This window comes from Kaistella sp. (assembly GCF_041824135.1).
Classification (GTDB): domain Bacteria; phylum Bacteroidota; class Bacteroidia; order Flavobacteriales; family Weeksellaceae; genus Kaistella.
Genome location: NZ_JBGZYM010000002.1, coordinates 12,894 through 30,054, shown reverse-complemented (window position 1 = coordinate 30,054; position 17,161 = coordinate 12,894). Strand labels below are relative to the sequence as shown.

At 35.9% G+C, this 17,161-nt stretch carries 16 protein-coding genes; 4 read left to right on the top strand and 12 right to left on the bottom strand.

Annotated features, from left to right (window positions below):
• Positions 1–94 precede the first annotated feature (94 nt).
• Both ACEYOS_RS00190 and ACEYOS_RS00185 read left to right on the top strand, forming a co-directional pair.
• Positions 95–229, top strand: coding sequence for a hypothetical protein (locus tag ACEYOS_RS00190; protein WP_373708796.1), 135 nt, complete (start codon positions 95–97; stop codon positions 227–229).
• A gap of 26 nt (positions 230–255) precedes the next feature.
• The gene (locus ACEYOS_RS00185) at positions 256–951 is read left to right on the top strand and encodes a YjjG family noncanonical pyrimidine nucleotidase (RefSeq protein WP_373708797.1); all 696 of its coding nucleotides are present in this window, start codon (positions 256–258) and stop codon (positions 949–951) included.
• A 47-nt stretch (positions 952–998) separates the two neighbouring features.
• Here ACEYOS_RS00185 and trpS read toward each other — a convergent pair whose 3' ends face one another.
• The 4 genes from trpS to ACEYOS_RS00165 all read right to left on the bottom strand — a co-directional run bounded on the left by trpS (position 999) and on the right by ACEYOS_RS00165 (position 4,703).
• The gene (trpS, locus tag ACEYOS_RS00180; RefSeq protein WP_373708798.1) at positions 999–1,967 is read right to left on the bottom strand and encodes a tryptophan--tRNA ligase; all 969 of its coding nucleotides are present in this window, start codon (positions 1,965–1,967) and stop codon (positions 999–1,001) included.
• 242 nt (positions 1,968–2,209) lie between these two features.
• Positions 2,210–3,175: a hypothetical protein gene (locus ACEYOS_RS00175; protein WP_373708799.1), complete on the bottom strand. Its 966-nt coding sequence runs from the start codon at positions 3,173–3,175 to the stop codon at positions 2,210–2,212.
• 3 nt (positions 3,176–3,178) lie between these two features.
• Positions 3,179–4,354: a helix-turn-helix domain-containing protein gene (locus ACEYOS_RS00170; protein ID WP_373708800.1), complete on the bottom strand. Its 1,176-nt coding sequence runs from the start codon at positions 4,352–4,354 to the stop codon at positions 3,179–3,181.
• Positions 4,335–4,703 carry a hypothetical protein gene (locus ACEYOS_RS00165; RefSeq protein ID WP_373708801.1) on the bottom strand — a complete coding sequence of 123 codons (369 nt, stop codon included), beginning with the start codon at positions 4,701–4,703 and terminating at the stop codon, positions 4,335–4,337. Before ACEYOS_RS00165 ends, ACEYOS_RS00170 begins: the two co-directional genes overlap by 20 nt.
• 275 nt (positions 4,704–4,978) lie before the next feature.
• Here ACEYOS_RS00165 and ACEYOS_RS00160 point away from each other — a divergent pair, with 275 nt between their 5' ends.
• Positions 4,979–6,253, top strand: coding sequence for a T9SS type A sorting domain-containing protein (locus tag ACEYOS_RS00160; protein WP_373708802.1), 1,275 nt, complete (start codon positions 4,979–4,981; stop codon positions 6,251–6,253).
• A 67-nt stretch (positions 6,254–6,320) separates the two neighbouring features.
• On the opposite strand, the gene ACEYOS_RS00155 is transcribed toward ACEYOS_RS00160, so the two are convergent.
• The 8 genes from ACEYOS_RS00155 to ACEYOS_RS00120 all read right to left on the bottom strand — a co-directional run bounded on the left by ACEYOS_RS00155 (position 6,321) and on the right by ACEYOS_RS00120 (position 14,252).
• The gene (locus tag ACEYOS_RS00155) at positions 6,321–6,965 is read right to left on the bottom strand and encodes a vancomycin high temperature exclusion protein (RefSeq protein ID WP_373708803.1); all 645 of its coding nucleotides are present in this window, start codon (positions 6,963–6,965) and stop codon (positions 6,321–6,323) included.
• A 9-nt stretch (positions 6,966–6,974) separates the two neighbouring features.
• Positions 6,975–7,613: a lipoprotein signal peptidase gene (locus tag ACEYOS_RS00150; protein ID WP_373708804.1), complete on the bottom strand. Its 639-nt coding sequence runs from the start codon at positions 7,611–7,613 to the stop codon at positions 6,975–6,977.
• On the bottom strand, positions 7,613–7,813 hold the full coding sequence (locus ACEYOS_RS00145; protein WP_373708805.1) for a DUF2683 family protein: 201 nt from the start codon (positions 7,811–7,813) through the stop codon (positions 7,613–7,615). The genes ACEYOS_RS00150 and ACEYOS_RS00145 overlap by 1 nt, the downstream gene beginning before the upstream one ends.
• A 1-nt stretch (position 7,814) precedes the next feature.
• Positions 7,815–8,063 (bottom strand): DUF6576 domain-containing protein, encoded by a 249-nt coding sequence (locus ACEYOS_RS00140; RefSeq protein WP_373708806.1) that lies wholly within the window; start codon positions 8,061–8,063, stop codon positions 7,815–7,817.
• A gap of 82 nt (positions 8,064–8,145) precedes the next feature.
• Entirely contained in the window at positions 8,146–8,526 is a 381-nt protein-coding gene (locus ACEYOS_RS00135) for a TraR/DksA family transcriptional regulator (RefSeq protein ID WP_373708807.1), read from the bottom strand.
• A 63-nt stretch (positions 8,527–8,589) separates the two neighbouring features.
• Positions 8,590–12,090 carry an isoleucine--tRNA ligase gene (gene ileS, locus ACEYOS_RS00130; RefSeq protein WP_373708808.1) on the bottom strand — a complete coding sequence of 1,167 codons (3,501 nt, stop codon included), beginning with the start codon at positions 12,088–12,090 and terminating at the stop codon, positions 8,590–8,592.
• A 92-nt stretch (positions 12,091–12,182) separates the two neighbouring features.
• Entirely contained in the window at positions 12,183–13,634 is a 1,452-nt protein-coding gene (locus ACEYOS_RS00125; protein WP_373739130.1) for a sensor histidine kinase, read from the bottom strand.
• A gap of 84 nt (positions 13,635–13,718) precedes the next feature.
• Positions 13,719–14,252, bottom strand: coding sequence for a DUF2062 domain-containing protein (locus ACEYOS_RS00120; protein WP_373708810.1), 534 nt, complete (start codon positions 14,250–14,252; stop codon positions 13,719–13,721).
• Positions 14,253–14,331: 79 nt separating this feature from the next.
• Here ACEYOS_RS00120 and topA point away from each other — a divergent pair, with 79 nt between their 5' ends.
• A complete protein-coding gene (gene topA, locus ACEYOS_RS00115; RefSeq protein WP_373708811.1) occupies positions 14,332–16,905 on the top strand; it encodes a type I DNA topoisomerase in 2,574 nt (857 codons plus the stop codon).
• Positions 16,906–17,161 lie beyond the last annotated feature (256 nt).

Here is a 17,161-nt window from a genome sequence, read left to right as displayed (position 1 = left end):
TGATCAATCTAAGAAAAATTATGGAAGAACATCAAATTGTTTTAACCAGATAATAATATGAAGAAACTTTCGTTTTTAGTTAAACTTTTCGCGTATGAAAAACAATTACACTTTAAATGAAAGACTATTGACACCAAAGAAACAAACCATCGATTTTTTACTCAGCTTTTCGCAAAGTATTCAGGCTCTAAAATCGAAATCAAAAATTCATATTGTTTCTAAGAATTAATCTTTATTTACCTAAATTTGTGCTGTATGAAAATTCAGCACATTTTTTTTGACCTAGACAATACCCTTTGGGACCACCGTGGAAATGCCTTTTCAACTTTAAAGGAGATTTTTAAAAGACAAGAAGTCCGCGACAAATACAATTTAGATTTTGATGATTTCCATCGTGAATACTTTACCATTAACGAAAGGTTATGGGAGCAAATTCGGGATGGCGAGATCGATAAAGAATATTTAAGAAAACACCGGTTCTATGATTCTTTTCTGTTTTTTGGAATTGATGATTTCGACTTAGCGCAAGCTTTTGAAAGTAATTTTTTAGATGAAATTCTTAACTATAATGATTTAGTGCCCGGCGCTTTTGAGGTGTTGGAATATCTTCACGACAAAGGTTATCAACTGCATATTCTTTCCAATGGTTTTGAAGAAGTCACCCACAAAAAATGTGAACTTTCAGGAATTCAAAATTACTTCCAGACCATTACCAGCGCGGATGAGATTAATATCAGAAAACCGCAACCGGAGATTTATGATTACGCTTTGAAAAAGGCTAACGCATCACCAGCAGAATCGATCATGATCGGTGACGACTGGATTGCCGACGTAGAAGGTGGAAAATCTTTTGGCTTACAAGTTATTTATTTTGATGTCTTCGATGATAAGTTCGAAGCTGATGAGGTGAAAGTCATTAAAAAACTAATTGAATTAAAAGAATTACTATAAAAAAAGCCTTTCCAAATCGGAAAGGCTTTTGATTTTGAAGTCCTGGATTAAACGCCAACGCTTTTTCGTACTCTACTTAAAGTCTGTAGAGCGATTGCCCGCGTTTTAGCAGCGCCTTCCTGTAGCTTATCTTCCAATTCTGGCAAGTTGTTCATGTAATACGTGAACAGTTCTCTTTCCGTCGCAAATCTGGTCAGAATTAAATTCAGTAATTCTGTTTTAGCGTGACCATAACCGAAATTTCCGGCTAAATATTTTTGTCTTAAAATTTCAGTCTGTTCAGGTGTTGCAATCAATTCATATAAAGCAAAAACTTTGTCGGTTTCCGGATCTTTTGGCTCTTCAAGAGATTTAGAATCCGTATCAATTCCCATTACCTGTTTTTTCAATTCCTTTTCCGGTAAAAATATATTGATGATGTTTCCTCTCGATTTCGACATTTTTTGTCCATCAGTTCCCGGAACATATTTGGTGTCTTCCTGTAATTCTGCTTGTGGCAAAACAAAAACCTCTCCCATTTGATGATTGAATCTTGCACCCATATCACGCGCCATTTCCAAGTGCTGTAATTGGTCTTTTCCAACGGGAACAATTTCCGCATCGTATAATAAAATATCTGCCGCCATTAAAACTGGATAAGTAAATAATCCTGCATTAACATCGTCCAAACGGTCGGCTTTATCTTTAAATGAGTGAGCCAGCGTTAATCTTTGATAAGGAAAAAAGCAGGATAAATACCAGGTTAATTCACACGTTTCAGCGATATCACTTTGTCTGTAAAAAAATGTTTTGCTGGTGTCTAGGCCGCAAGCAAGCCAGGCTGCTGCGATTTCGTAGGTGTTTTGTTTAAGTTCAGCTGCGTCTTTGATCTGTGTTAAAGAATGCAGATTGGCGATAAACAAAAAAGATTCGTTTTGCGGTTTTTTAGACAATTCAATAGCTGGAATAATCGCTCCCAACAGATTTCCTAAATGTGGTGTTCCTGTTGCCTGTATTCCTGTAAGTATTCTGGACATGTGTTTTGATGTAATTTTAGAAGCAAAAATACAAAACTAATATGCTTTTGGCAAACCAAAGTTTTTGACTTTTAAAGCGCTTCTCTCGATTTAGTAAGTGTTTCGATCAATTTCTTTTGACGTCGGGTTTTCTTCTTTATTTCAAGAAGTTTTTTGAGTAGAAAAGCAAGTAAACTCAATGCAATAATTATTGCAATCCACTGGTAGGTTACGTATTGGTTTCGAACTTTAGAATTAATTTCTTACTGCTCTAGATTTTGAGTATTCAAATATCTGTTCAATGATTTTAACTCATTTTGTTCCAGAGTTTTCTGAATTTCTAAATATTTGCTGTTGTAATTTTGAAATTTCTCGAAATCATTCAGAACCAAATTATTATCTGCAATCAATTTATAAAGTCCTTCATTCAGAACTAGATCACCGACTGGTAAAGCTATTTTTTCTGCTTCGTAAAGCGTCTGCAGTGAAGCTCCATAATTTTGAGTCAGAAATAAAGTTTCTCCTTTTCCCTTTAAAGCGTAGGCTTCTAAACTTTTCGCCTCTCCGGTTTTTGCATATTCTTCTGATTTTTGAAAGTATGCTGAGGCTTGCTGCAACTGCATTAAATCAATATAACAGTAGCCAATATTGTAATAAATAATACTGAGGTTTGCCGCCGATTTCCGATCTAAATTGAGTTTTTTAAAATTCACCGCTGCCATTTTAAATTTCTCCAAAGCTAAATCAGGATTCGACTGATTGCGATAAATCATTCCTCGAACCGCATAATTAAAGCCAGCATTGAAAAGTCGGTCTTTGTCATTTGCCTCTAATTTTTCGGTCAGTTGCAGCGACTGATCCAAAGTTTCTAAAGCTTTATCATACAGTTCCATCTGTTGATACTGAACTGCGACCGAATTCAAAATTTTAATTTTAGTCGTTGGTAAAGATTCTTTGTTAATAAGATCTGCCGCTTTTAAAATATAAATAAGAGAGCTGTCATTATTTCTTTTTGCGATGTAGGCATTAGAAATTAACATATAAAGATGCGCAATTTCATCAACTCTTTTTTCGCCTTTGAGCAGTTTTAATGCAATAGAGATGCTTTCATCAGGTTGTTCATAGATCACGCTATTCGCTCTTTTTTTGAGCGAATCATTGGTGTTTTGAGCTGTAAAACTAACAGACCAAAATAAAAGAAACAGAAAGTAAAATTTAAATAATCGCATTTTTTAATTATTTCTTAAAGTCTGCATATATTCTTGCGGCGACATTCCGGTGATTATTTTAAATACGTTGGTAAAAGCACTGTGAGACGTAAATCCACCAATTTCTGCGATATAACTTATTTTGTATTGCAAGTAACTGCGGTCCGTTGATAAAAGGTGAATTACATATTTTATCCGCAACTCGTTAATGTAGGTATTGAAGTTTTTGTCTTTGTATTTATTGATAATTTCAGAAAGATATTTCGTGTTGGTTTCAAGTTCTACCGCCAAGGTTGCCAAAGACATATTGTTGTCCAGATATTTTTTTGACTCTTCAAACTCCTGTAAACCTTGTAGAATTTGTTGCTCGGTTTCTTTTGGGATAATGAGTTGTTTCTTAGGAACTTCCTTTGTTTTCACGTCCGCTTTTACAGGCTCATTTTGTTTCAATTTAATCGATCTGAAAAAGCGAATTTGCTTTATTAGAGACTTACCGCGCTGCACTTCTCTGATAAAAATGTACGTCAGTAATGACAGCACGAATATTGAAATTCCGCAGAGGTAAAGCCACTGATTTTGCTTTTTTTCGAGGTAAGATTTATTATTTTCAGTTTTCAATTCTGTGCCCAAAAGAATCAGTTCCCGGCGTGCTTCCTTTTTATTCTCTTCTAAGATTTTAGAAGTTTCTCGATACTGATCTTTATAAAATTTAAATTCTTTGTCGTTATTAATGACCAGATAATTTTTGGCCAGATCTTCATAAAGATTACTTTTTAAAGCGGTGTAGTTGATATTGTCGACCAGTTTTAGAGCCTTTTGTAAACATTCTATAGCCTGATCATACTTTTGTTGTTCAAAAAATAATTGTCCACGCAACTGCTGTGTTATGGCGAAAAGGTACTTTGCTCGAGGGATTGATTGTAAGTCAAGCAATAATTGATCTGCTATTTTTAAAGCTTCTGTTATATTTCCTTTTTCAAATTCAAGAGTTGCTTTTAAATATTGATTTTCTTTTGAAATTAAAGCAAAAGAACTTTGCTGATTTTGAGCATAGTCAGAACTGATTTGCAGATTCTTTTCCGCCGTATCTAATTTTTTAAGAGCGATAAGATTTCTGGCTTCCAGTTGGTATAACTTGGCATAAACTACTTGATCTTCGTCTTTCTTAGATTTATTTTTCTCAAGTAAAAAGGGGTTCAATGAGATTGGCGGTTTGCTCGTATAAATTTAAATGGAAGAATTCTCGTGCGATGATCAAAGTACTCAGTAATTTCTGATTTGACTGTTGGGTATTCGATTTCTCAAAAGCATCTCGCACCGATTCTAAGTAGTCGCCCTTCATCAAGTAGGCTCGGGTTAGAATATCTTTCGTCACCAAGGCATTTTCGTCATTTCTAATTTCTTTGGCGGCATGTAATGCAACATCTGGATTTTCGTAGAGTTTAAGGAAACTGTTTTCGACGCGTAGTTTAAAATCCGACCGACTTTGGGCCGGAAAAAAACCGAAGCTCAGACCAATCAGTAGAAGGAATATTAATGGAGTACGCATGAAGCAAAAATAATCAATTTATAGAGAGTATGTTTCCTTTTTACTAATGATAATTTTGCAATATTTTTCCGAAATGCTTGGATCATCTTTGATGAGATGATTGATTTTAAGATAAAATGGAAGAGAAAGCTCGTTTTTGTTTAATTCTTCTAGTTGTTGATTATCAGTTTTTTATGATTTTAATACTTTTGAATTTCGTGAATTATGCAAGACAAAAATACTTTTTTCAAACCTTTTTCTATTAGATTTGAATGAATTTAAAATTAAAAAATATTATGAAAAATTTTTACACAGCGGCTCTTTTTTTTGCAGGACTGACTCTTTCGCAAGCGCAGGTTTTTGACACTGGTAGTTTTGCACAGATGACAGATATTTCTAATAACGGTGTTGCCGTAGGTAATGTAGGCAATCAATTTCATATTAAATGGACTGAAGAAGAGGGAGAAGTAAATATTGGAGAATTAACCAGCGGTAATTTTATTGCCTGTTGGACGAATGTTTCCTCAGACGGAAAATATATTAGCGGAAGTATGACGAATCCTAATACCGGAAGTGACGAAATGGGAAGATATGATGTCAATACTCAAACCTGGTCTTTTCTTGGCGGTTTGACTGCAACTTCAGACAATGAATTTAGTTCTGCCTGGGGAATGTCGAGTGATGGTAAGAATGTAGTTGGACTTGCATGGGTCAGCTCGGGCGAAGCGCATGCCGTGAAGTGGAATGAGGCGACAGGCTTGATCGATCTAGGAAGCACGGTTCCAGATCGCAGCTCTCGCGCTAATTCACTTACCGATGACGGCACCATGGTCGTTGGCTGGCAAGATAATGATTACGGCGATAGAGAAGGAGTATATTGGCTGAACGGAACCCAGGTTGCGTTGAAAGATAATAATGGACAACCAACGGGAGAAGCTGTTGCGGTGACACCAAATGGAAAAACAATTATTGGATATACTTATGATAATCCTTTTGTCTGGAATGAGACTGATGGATACACTTTGATCACGCATCCAGATCCAGATTACAGCGGTGGCGCAGCTGCAATTACCGATGATGGTAAAACAGTGGTAGGTTATTTTCGACCTTGGAACGGACAAGCGGTAATGGGTGAAGGTTTCATCTATACCAAAGAAACAGGAAGAGTAAACCTTAATGAATATGTTGCAAGCTTAGGATATGATAATTTAGGAATTACCTTCGCTTTACCATTAGGTATTTCACCAGACGGAAGATATATTACGGGAATCGGTAGAACGGCTGATGACTTAAGAGGTTTTGTAATTAAACTTCCAGGTGCACTTGGAACTGACAATGTTCAGAATTCAAAAGTGAGCGTTTATCCAAATCCTGTTCATGATGTTTTATATTTTAAAAATGCGGATAAAGTTTCGAGTATTGAAGTTTATAATATGGTCGGACAAAAAGTACTTTCAGAAACTTCCATTGCTAAAGAAGGTTTAGATGTTTCGAAATTATCGAAAGGTGCTTATGTGATCAAAGTGCAGACAGGCACTCAAACAGAAAGCGTAAAATTATTGAAGAAATAAGAAGATTTTATTTCAGATAGTTCAAAAGAAAATCGTCGCAACCCTGCGACGATTTTTTTATTTTAAATTAATTGGGAATCACAACTTTGGAACCGCTAAATTTGGGGTCAACGCCAAAAAATAGATCCCAGAATACTTTAACCCTCGCGAAATACTCCCGAAGATTAGTCTTAAAACCAGCCTTCTTATTCACATCTTTCGCATTGTATCCATAAGCTTCGATTCCTTTTTTCTGGGCTAAAAAAACGGCGCGTTCGTTATGAAATCGCTGAGAAATAATAAGATAAGAAATTTGCCCGAAAATTTCTTTCGCTCTAACGACAGAGTCCAATGTTCGAAGTCCGGCAAAATCCAGAAATATTTTAGTTTTCGGAATTCCTCTGGCGACCAATTCAGTCTGCATGTCTTCTGGCTCATTGTAATATTGAGAAGAATTATCACCGCTTACAATGATATAATCGATTTTTCCGCTTTTAAATAATTCCTCCGCAGCTTCTATGCGATAAAAGAAATACGGATTTTTATTGCCATTCTTTAAAGATTTTGAAGTCCCTAAAACCAAGCCTACTTTTTCATTTGGAAGTTTATTAATACTCGAAGTGACGTAATCATCAGTAGCATATTCGATGATGTGGTTCGCCCAAAACGTCAACAAAATTCCCAATACAATAAGTATCAGGAAGAGGGTGAAAATATTTTTAATTGATCTCATTCTTTCATTTTAAAAGTCTAAACCATTTGGTAAGGCTTTCTTTCTGAAAATTAGCAATAAAGCAGCTCCTACCGTAATCGCCGAATCAGCAACATTAAAAATATATTTAAAGAATTCAATATGTTTCCCACCAATTAATGGAAACGTGGTCGGAACATGCCAATCTACCAAAGGGAAATGCAGCATATCAACGACGCAACCTTTCATAAAGCTGGAGTAGCCTTCCCCAAAAGGAACGATTTTAGAAATTCCGCCATATTCGATCCATCTGCTGATACTTTCGTCGTAAACAGTTCCGCTATCGAACAGCATTCCGTAAAACATTCCATCGATCAAATTACCGATTGCGCCTGCAAAAATCATGGACATTGGGATAAGTAAATAATTGCTAGCTCCTTCTTTCAACCATTTGCTGAATAGATAAACCATGCCACCAATTAGAAATACACGAATAATAACCAAGGCATATTTCCCCAGTAAACCACCAAAATGGAAACCGTAAGCCATGCCTGGATTTTCCACAAAAGTTAATTTAAACCCAGGAAATACTGGAATACTTTCGCCCAGATTAAAATGCGTCTTGATATAAAATTTAGAAACCTGATCAATTAGAAGAATGATAAAAGTAATTAATGCTATTTTCTTCATTACTGGTCGTTCTTTGGTTTGTCTTTAAAGTTTCTCGCAGGTTTTTCTGCTCTGTTTGTTGAAGGTCTTGGTTCAGGCTTTGACGCAGCATTGTGATTTCTGGTGTGAAATTTTTCAAATTTAATGCCCATGTCTTTCATCACACTTTTCAGTGCATTAAGCTCCATTTGGTTTTTTGGATGTACAATAAGTGATTCCATTTTATTTTATTTTTTTTGAAAGTTCGTCGAGTCGTTTTCTATCTTCCGTTGAAAGATCCTGTAATCCGTTTTTTCCTATTTTACTCAGGATTTTATCAATTTCATTTTCACGATCTTTCTTTTCAGAATTAAATTGATCATCAATGGTCAGATATTTTTCCTTACTAGGAACGAATTTTTCCTTCAGGTCTTTTCGAAAAAAGTAGATAAAGACCACTGCGACGGCAAGTAAGATAAGAATTGTATTCATGAATTTCAATAATAAATGCACAAAGTATTCTGTATAGATTTATACAGGATACTTTGCACATTATTCATGGTACACGATAGATCTATCGCTGCATATTTTTCGCTTCGATACTCAAAGTTGCATGAGGTACTGCCATCAATCGGTCCTTAGGAATTAATTTCCCGGTTACCCGGCAAATACCGTATGTTTTGTTTTGAATACGGATTAACGCGTTTTTCAAATCACGCACAAATTTTTCCTGTCTTCCGGCCAAAATAGCATTTTGTTCCTTACTTAATGTCTCTGCACCTTCTTCAAATGCCTTGAAGGTCGGCGAAGTATCATCAGTACCATTGTTTTGGTCATTGATGAAACTCTCTCTGATCAGCATTAAATCTTTTTCTGCTTTATCTATTTTTGCCTGAATAACCACTTTAAATTCCTGTAAGTCGGCGTCGCCGTACTTTTGTCTGTCTTCTGCCATAGCTGTGTGTTTTTACTGCTCACATAATTCCTTACCTTTTAAGAGAATTATATTATCAATTTATTATAATTTTTGAACTTCCACTTTAAATTTGAGTTCATCTATTTCGATTTCGTCAAAATTTGAGAGTGAATTTACAATTTCTATTTTATCTGACAACACTTCTGCTGAAATATATGTCTGATTGTTCACTATTTCTTTTTCAAAAGGACTGTTTTCTTCCAAACTTATTGTAATTCTGTCAGTTAACTCGAATTCTTTTTCCTTTCTTAAATTCTGAACACGGTTAATGAATTCCCTCGCAACTCCTTCTGCTTTTAACTCGTCGGTGAGCGTTAAATCCAATGCTACTGTTAACTTGCCTTCGCTTGTAACCGTCCAACCTGGGATGTCTTTCGTGAAAATCTCAACATCATCCAATGAAATTTCATATCCCTGAATTTCCATCTTCCCTTCTTTTTCTAAAGTTGAAATCTGTTCAGCTGTAAAATTGGTGATTTCTCCCGCGACCGTTTTCATGTCTTTTCCAAGTCTTGCACCCAACGTTTTGAAGTTTGGTTTAATTTGCTTGATAATTAGATCTGCAGCTTCATCAGCATTAATGAGTTGCAGTTCTTTTACATTCACTTCCTGTTTTACCAAGTCTGAAACTGCTAAGATCTGTGCTTCGGTTTTTTGATCCAAAACCGGAATCATTACTTTCTGTAAAGGCTGTCTTACTTTGATGTTTTCTTTCTTTCTTAATGAAAATACCATCGACGTAATTTGCTGAGCTAAATGTGTTTTTTCTACCAGATCCTGATCTATCAGACTTTCATCTGCTTTCGGGAAATCGGTTAAGTGAATTGATTCTGCCTCATTTTTACCAGTGATCTTATTTAGATCCTGATACAACTGATCCATAAAGAATGGCGCAATTGGAGCGGCAATCTTGGCTACCGTTTCTAAACAGGTGTATAAAGTCTGGTAAGCAGAGATCTTATCTTCAGAATAATCGCCTTTCCAGAATCTTCTTCTACAAAGTCTTACATACCAGTTGCTTAAGTTGTCATTAACAAAATTATTAATGGCTCTGGCAACTTTCGTTGGTTCGTAATCTTCATAAAAGGAAGTAACATCTTTTACTAATAAATTGAGTTCAGATAAGATCCAACGGTCAATTTCTGGACGGTTTTCTACGTCTTTTTCTGAATACGTAAATCCGTCAACATTCGCATATAAAGCAAAGAATGAATACGTGTTATACAATGTTCCGAAGAACTTACGACGAACCTCATCAATTCCTTCTAAGTCAAATTTTAAATTCTCCCACGGATTCGCATTGGCGATCATATACCAACGCGTAGCATCGGGACCATATTTTTCTAAGGTTGTAAATGGATCAACGGCATTGCCCAAACGTTTCGACATTTTCTGTCCGTTTTTGTCTAAAACTAAACCGTTCGACATTACATTTTTATAGGCAACAGAATCGAAAACAGAAGTTGCAATCGCATGCAAAGTATAAAACCAACCTCTTGTCTGGTCAACTCCTTCAGCAATAAAATCTGCAGGAAAGGCTTTATTGGAGTCGATCATTTCCTTATTTTCAAAAGGATAATGCAGTTGTGCGTAAGGCATCGAACCTGAATCAAACCAAACATCGATCAAATCAGATTCGCGACTCATTGGTTTTCCTGAAGCTGAAACTAAAATGATTTCATCCACAATATTTTTATGCAGATCAATAGTCGCATAATTTTCTTTCGACATATTTCCAACTTCGAACGCAGCAAAAGGATTTTTGGTCATGAATCCAGCCTCTATCGATTTCTGAATTTCAGTCATTAATTCTTCTACAGATCCTATGATGATCTCTTCTTTCAAATCTTCTGTTCTCCAAATTGGCAAAGGAATTCCCCAATATCTTGAACGGGAAAGATTCCAGTCATTTACGTTAACGAGCCAGTTTGCAAACCTTCCTTCACCAGTTGATTTTGGTTTCCAGTTAATGGTTTCATTCAGTGCAACCAAACGGTCTTTTACCGCCGTCATTTTTACAAACCATGAATCCAATGGATAATATAAAACCGGTTTGTCGGTTCTCCAACAATGCGGATAACTGTGAACGTATTTTTCAACTTTAAAGGCTTTGTTTTCTGTTTTTAAAAGGATTGCCAGTTCCACATCCCAGGATTTCTCAGGTGCAGTTCCGTTATCATAATACTCATTTTTAATGAATTTCTCAGCGAATAATTCCGGCGTATTTCCGCCTTTTAGGAAACGTCCCTGCAAGTCAACCAAAGGAACGAGATTGTCGTTTTCGTCTTTAATTAGCAATGGTGGAATCCCGTTTTCTTTTCCAACTCTAGCATCATCAGCACCAAAAGTCGGCGCGATATGCACGATTCCTGTTCCGTCCTCCGTGGTTACAAAATCTCCGATAATCACACGGAAAGCTTTGTCTGCATTTTCAGCAGGTAAAAACCAGGGAATTAATTGTTCGTATTCAGCTCCTGCTAATTCTTCGCCCATCAATTCTGCCACAATTTGATATGGAATCACTTTGCTCTCTGATGAATAATTTTTCAGATCCGCTTCATTCCCATGAACGTATTTTTTACCAAAGTTTTTAGAGACTAAACAGCTTGCTAATATAACCGTTATCGGCTCAAAAGTATACTGATTAAATGTTTTGATGATCGTATATTCTATATCACGTCCAACTGCTAAAGCGGTATTGGAAGGTAAAGTCCATGGAGTTGTTGTCCAGGCAAGAAAATAAACATTTGGTTTTGGTTTAGCTTCATCGAATTCTTCCCAATGCAACGCTCCTCCGCAAGATGCTCCAGCGATTTCCTCGCTGTCAATTGTGGATTCTGGATAAGCGATCGCTGATAATTTTTTCCAGGTTTCACTTGCATTTTCAGGCGCTTGTTTTAATTTGAACTGCGCAACCACAGTAGTGTCCGAAACATCACGATAAGTTCCTGGTTGATTCAATTCGTGAGAAGATAAACCAGTTCCCGCCGCTGGAGAGTAAGGCTGAATGGTGTATCCTTTATACATGAGATCTTTGTCGTAAAGTTGCTTCAAAAGCCACCAAACGGTTTCCATGTATTTCGGTTCGTAAGTGATATATGGATCTTCCAGATCTACCCAATATCCAATTTTTTCGGTCAGATCATTCCAAACATCAGTGTAACGCATTACAGCGTTTCGACAGGCTTGGTTGTAATCTTCAACAGAAATTGTTTTTCCGATATCTTCTTTGGTAATTCCTAATTCTTTCTCAACTCCCAATTCAATAGGCAAACCATGAGTATCCCAACCTGCTTTACGAAAAACCTGTTTTCCATTTTGGGTTTGGTAACGACAGAAAATATCTTTCAACGCTCTCGCCATCACGTGGTGAATTCCGGGCATTCCGTTCGCAGAAGGCGGACCTTCATAAAATACATATTCCGGCTGACCCTCGCGGATATCAACGGATTTTTTAAAAGTCTGATTTTTTTCCCAAAACTGGGTGATGTTCTCGGCAACGGCTGTTAAATCGAGATTTTTATATTCGGTAAACTTCTTCATTTTCAAACAGTTCAATAAGAAATATTCTAATTAATTAAGGTTGCGAATATAATGATTTTCGGCGAATTATGCCATAGGGAAAGGGCTAAAAGTTATCGCGAGGGAATTTCTAAAACCACTACTGTTCCCATTGACAACTCATCATTCTGCAAATCATGGTAAGTGATGGAATAATTTTTCGGACCGAAATAATTTTTCAGCATTCCATCGGTGATTTTTGTACCCAAAGATTTACTAAGGTTTTTATGGCGAACTCGGTTTTTGGCTGCCTCTTTTCTGCCGATACCATTATCGCTGATTCGGATTTCGATCCATTCATTTTTAGCCAAAATTTCGATGTCTATTTTTTTATTTTCTACCAAGGCAACGCCGTGTATTATTGCGTTTTCTATATAAGGCTGTAAAACCATCGGTGGAAGTTTTATTTGATTTATATCAATGTTCGGATCAATAAAAACAGTGAAATTGATTTTATGATTGAAGCGTAAATTTTCGATATCAACGTACACTTTAATAGATTGTAGTTCCTCATCCAATGTGAATTCTTTGACGGTCGATGAAACTAAAATGGTTCGAATGATTTTGGAAAATTTGGTCAAATAATCGACGGCATTTTTGGTGTCATTTTCTAGAATATAATATTTAATGGAGTTAAGAGCATTGAAAATAAAATGAGGATTCATTTGATTTTGCAGGATAGAAAGCCTAAGGTCTGAATTTTCCCGCTGGTATTTAATACGGTCATTTTCAACCTCAAGACGTTTCTGATGCTGCAGATTTATTTTATCTTTCAACTGTACATTTTTCTGCATTTCTACAATTAAATTTTTATTGAATAAGACTTTTTCTCGGTAGTTGCTCCTTTGTCTGCGTCCTAAGGCAAATGAAAACGCAATATTTTCAATGATCAACCCAACAAAATAAATAAAGTCGCCCATCTTCTTGCTAATATTGATCGATGGTAATTGTCGATTCGACTGTTCTCCTAAGATAGAGCAGATATACAAAATGATTCCACCAAAAATAATATAGTATTTGAGATTGTTTTTCACCTTCGTAAGAATATAAAAAGATACAATCGTGTGGGCAGTGATGATATAAACAAATGCTTTGTAAAATTCCTCAAAGATCATCTTGGTAATTCCTGTTTTCAATAAGATAAAACCAATCACAGCGATACCTATCAATACATAAATTGGAATAACGATAATTTTATAGAACGTTGGACTCGTCTTCTTTACATTTAAAAATTGAGCAAAAAAGAGAAAATAAACAGCGTTGAAGATAATCGTAAAAAGATTTTTTGAATAATAATCAAAATGAAAATAATTAGAAAGATCGTATAGAAACCCACTTTCTGCCACAGGCATGTAAGCTAAGAAAGAAAAGAAAGTGTAGGAACTGTAAAGGAAATAGGATTTATCACGGTTTTGAAAGAATAAGGTTAAATGATAAATTGAAAGTAAAAGCAGACCACCCAACACCGCATATAAAATGCTGTCATAAGTATCTCTCTCGATGATCGCACTTATTACTTCACTCATTTCAGTTGGTTTAATACAAAAATATGATATTTCAAATTGTTGGTTATCAATTAGATTAATTTTTTTTGCAAATTGTTGCGCAACCTATTTTTTTGGAGAAGGATTAAATTTTTCGAGGATGAAATAAGAGATAAAACCAAAGATCAAGGAGCAACTTATGGACAAAATAAAACTACCTATTATATATTGAGTTAAATTATTTTTAATAAATTCTAAATCGAAGGCTTGATCCTGCAAGTTTGCAGTATTGGCAACAAACGGAGCTCCAACCATCATTGATAAAAATATGATTAAAGGAATTAATGGGGGAAAAGTGACTTGTGAAGACATGAACGTCAATAGTTTATTCAGTTTAAAATAAACCGACAGCGTAATTGCTAAAAAAGAATGAAATCCCCAAAAAGGCGACAGTCCAATAAAAAAGCCCAGCGCAATTGATTTTGCTTTGGTTTCGTTGCTGCCATCGCTTTCTAATACATTTTCTTTAAAGAATCTTTTCAGCCCTTTTCTGCGGAAATATCGGTAGAAAATTTTTTGACTTTGAATTGTATTTTGAATGAATTTCTTCACAAGGATGTTCAACTTTCCACAAATATAAGCGTTTTCTATGGTTTGCAATTTGGCGCGATAAGCATCTTAAAAAAACACAAAACTGCAGTATTAAAAAAAAACTTCTACTTTTGCAAAAATTTCGAGGATGTCAAAAAATTTAGTGATTGTAGAATCACCGGCAAAAGCCAAAACGATTCAAAAGTATTTAGGGAAGGATTTCGACGTGAAATCCAGTTTCGGACACATCCGGGATTTACCTAAAAAAGGTATGGGAATCGACCTGGAAACTTTTACGCCCGATTACGAAGTTTCTGCTGATAAAAAGAAACTGGTAACCGAGTTAAAAGCAGCGGTGAAGAAGGCAGACATCGTTTGGTTAGCTTCCGATGAAGACCGCGAAGGTGAAGCAATCGCGTGGCACTTGGCTCAAGAGTTAAAGTTGAAAGAAGAAAATACCAGACGTATTGTATTTCACGAAATTACTAAGAATGCGATCTTAAAGGCAATTGAAAATCCAAGAAAGATCGATCAAAATTTAGTTAACGCGCAACAAGCCCGAAGAATTCTCGATCGGATTGTAGGTTTCGAAATGTCACCGGTTCTTTGGAAAAAAGTAAAAACCGGACTTTCAGCAGGACGTGTTCAATCTGTTGCCGTCCGTTTGGTAGTAGAACGTGAATTAGAAATTAGAGGTTTTACCCCGAAATCAACTTTCAAATTAGAAGGAGTTTTCCTTAATAATGCAAAACAGGAAATTACTGCAAAACTTAAAAAAGATTTCGTTCAGGAAAAAGAAGCCGAGGACTTTTTAACGCAATGTAAAAATACCGATTTTACAGTTTTAAATGTTGAAACAAAACCTGGAACGCGTACTGCTTCCGCGCCATTTACGACGTCAACTTTGCAACAGGAAGCGAGTAATAGATTGGGTTACGGCGTAACTGCAACCATGAGAGTGGCGCAGCGTTTATACGAAGAAGGTTTTATTACTTATATGAGAACCGATTCCGTCAATCTTTCGCAAGAAGCCATTAACGGAGCGAAAGCACAGATTCTTTCTGAGTATGGTGAAGCTTATTCTAATCCACGAAATTACAATACAAAGTCAGCTTCTGCACAGGAAGCTCACGAAGCAATTCGTCCAACTGATTTCACAATGAAAAGTATTGGTGATGCGCAATTGAATAAATTATATCAGTTAATCTATAAAAGAACTTTAGCTTCCCAAATGGCGAATGCTAAAATCGAAAAAACGGTAATTGAAATTGGGAATTCAAAACTTCCACAACATTTTGAAGCACAAGGTGAAGTGATTATTTTTGATGGTTTCCTTAAAGCTTACGGAATTCTAAAAGCCGAAGATGACGACGAAGAAAACAACGAAAAATTATTACCGAAAGTTACTGTTGGTGAAGATTTAGATTATAAAAAAATTGAAGCGACGGAGAAATTCTCACGACCTTCTGCAAGATATACGGAAGCTGGTTTGGTGAAGAAGTTAGAAGAACTTGGTATCGGAAGACCTTCCACTTACGCACCTACCATTCAGACGATCCAGAATCGTGAGTATGTGGATAAAAGAGAGATTATCCCACAGGAGCGAGAAATTATGAAGATGACTTTAGGAAAAACAGATCTTAAAAAAGAAGTGTTGACTGAAAAGTTTGGTGGCGATAAAAATAAATTTGTTCCAACCGATATTGGTGAAGTCGTTAATGAATTCCTGACGCAAAATTTTGCTGAGGTTCTTGATTATGGATTTACCGCAAAAGTAGAGCAGGACTTTGATCATATTGCAAACGGCGAAGAAAAATGGAAAGAAGTTTTACAAGGTTTCTATAAAGATTTTCATCCTAGAATTGCTGATGTAGAGGAAAATGCAGACCGTGCAAATGGAGAAAGAATTTTGGGGATTGATCCAAAATCCGGTAAAAACGTTTTAACCAGAATAGGACGATTTGGACCAATGGTGCAGATCGGCGAACAGGATGATGAGGAAAAACCAATTTTCGCAAGTTTGATGTCTACGCAAAATATTGCAACGATTACTTTAGAAGAAGCTTTAGAATTGTTTAAACTTCCTTTTGATTTGAATCCTTTCGAAGATCAAACCGTAACGATTGGCGTAGGTCGATTTGGACCTTACGTGAAATGGGGTGAAGCTTTTATCAGCATTCCAAAAGGGGAAGATGCATTGTCGGTTACTCAGGAAAGAGCCGAAGAGATCATCAACGAAAAGAAATTGGCTGATGCTCCGATTGCCAGTTTTAAAGGAGAGCCTGTCACAAAAGGAACGGGTAGATTTGGGCCATTCATTAAATATCAGTCGATGTTCATCAACGTTCCCAAACGTTATGATTTCGAAAATCTTTCACAAAATGATATTAATGAATTGATTGAAGCGAAGTTGGAAAAAGAAGCCAACCGCTATATTCAACAATGGGTCGAAGAAAAAATTTCAATCGAAAATGCACGCTGGGGCCCGATTATAAAACATGGAAAAAACATTTTTAAAATTCCTAAAAACAAGAAAGACGAAAAATTCACACCAGAAGAATTGGCAGATGTTTCTTTAGAGGAAGTTAAAAAGTGGATTACAGCGCAAGATAAAAATGCTTTCAAAGAAAAGCCTAAAAAAGCTGCGGCGAAGAAACCAGCTGTTAAAAAGGCAGCTGTTAAAAAAGCTCCTGCAAAAAAAGCAGCACCGAAAAAGCAGTAAATTCATATTTTGTTAAATTATCAAAATCTCCAAATATTAATTATTTGGAGATTTTTTGTTATTTAATTGATTTGAATTCAGTTAGGTCACTTTTTTGAATCGTAAATCGTATTTCAGACGTTGATTTTATGAGGTTTATGGGTGTTTTTATTAGAAATTAAGTTAAACATGATTATTTTTAGTAGAACTCTGCTTATCGCTTTTTAAGGCAGTGATTTCGTGAATAGTCTATCGTGCTTATAATGAGAGAGGTATT